We start from the raw sequence: 807 nt of genomic DNA on the forward strand, positions 1-807 counted from the left end.
CCGCTATCTGGCCAACCTGGCCGACATCGCCACGCCGAGCGGTTTTCTGTTCGTGGCCTTCCGCATTCCCTACAGCCCGGCGGTCGGCGTGAAGCTGATCGCCACCCCCTGGACGGATGCGAACCTGCAGCATGTCGAGGGCATCACCGCCGAAGAACTGCGGCAGGAGCACCGGGCCAAGGGCATGCCGGAGTCCCTCGTCGAGGTGCTCCACCTGGCCGCGCTCGCCGACGTGCGTCTGCTGATCTTCGATGCCGACGCGCCCGTGCTGGACGGGCTGACGCTCTACGACGACGAGTAACCCGCAACCCATTCGAGCCCCCACGTCGGGGCTCTTCTTTTTCGCGGAACGCGGTGCCGGCGCATTGCCGATTCCCGGCGGACGGCCGCCGCCATGTGCCGCACGCTGGCCGCATGTTCGCTGGCGTTGCCGGCAGCATGCCCAGGCAGTCGAGACCTTCGAGACTGCGGCGCGGTTCGCCGTGCTGGTTGTTTCGTTCTCCGGGCGCACCCGCGTCCATCCACCTCACCCTCAAGGGACCGACCTCCCTTGCGGGCGGGAGTCCCTTGGTTGCCACAAGGAGTCTCCCCATGGATACCCAAGCCATCCGTGCACAGATGCCGACGCTCGTTGTCGGTCATGTGCCTTCCAACGTCCGTTCGTTCAAGTTCAACATCTTCGACGGCCAGCCCAAGGTTTCGACGCTGGGCTTTCACATCGATCCGAAGCCTTTCCAGGGCAAGGTCATCGCCACCACCGACGAGGCCATCGTCGTCAAGACGGGACGGGCCGAGTTCGCGGTGCTT

Annotated in this window: 2 pseudogenes; both read left to right on the forward strand. The window is 65.7% G+C overall.

The window, feature by feature from the left end:
- Positions 1–301: pseudogene (locus N5K27_RS28960) on the forward strand (ABC transporter substrate-binding protein); the annotation flags it as partial.
- A 290-nt stretch (positions 302–591) separates the two neighbouring features.
- Positions 592–807: pseudogene (locus N5K27_RS28965) on the forward strand (GTPase); the annotation flags it as partial.

Source organism: Pigmentiphaga sp. GD03639, from assembly GCF_029845405.1.
GTDB classification, from domain to species: Bacteria; Pseudomonadota; Gammaproteobacteria; order Burkholderiales; family Burkholderiaceae_B; genus Pigmentiphaga; species Pigmentiphaga daeguensis.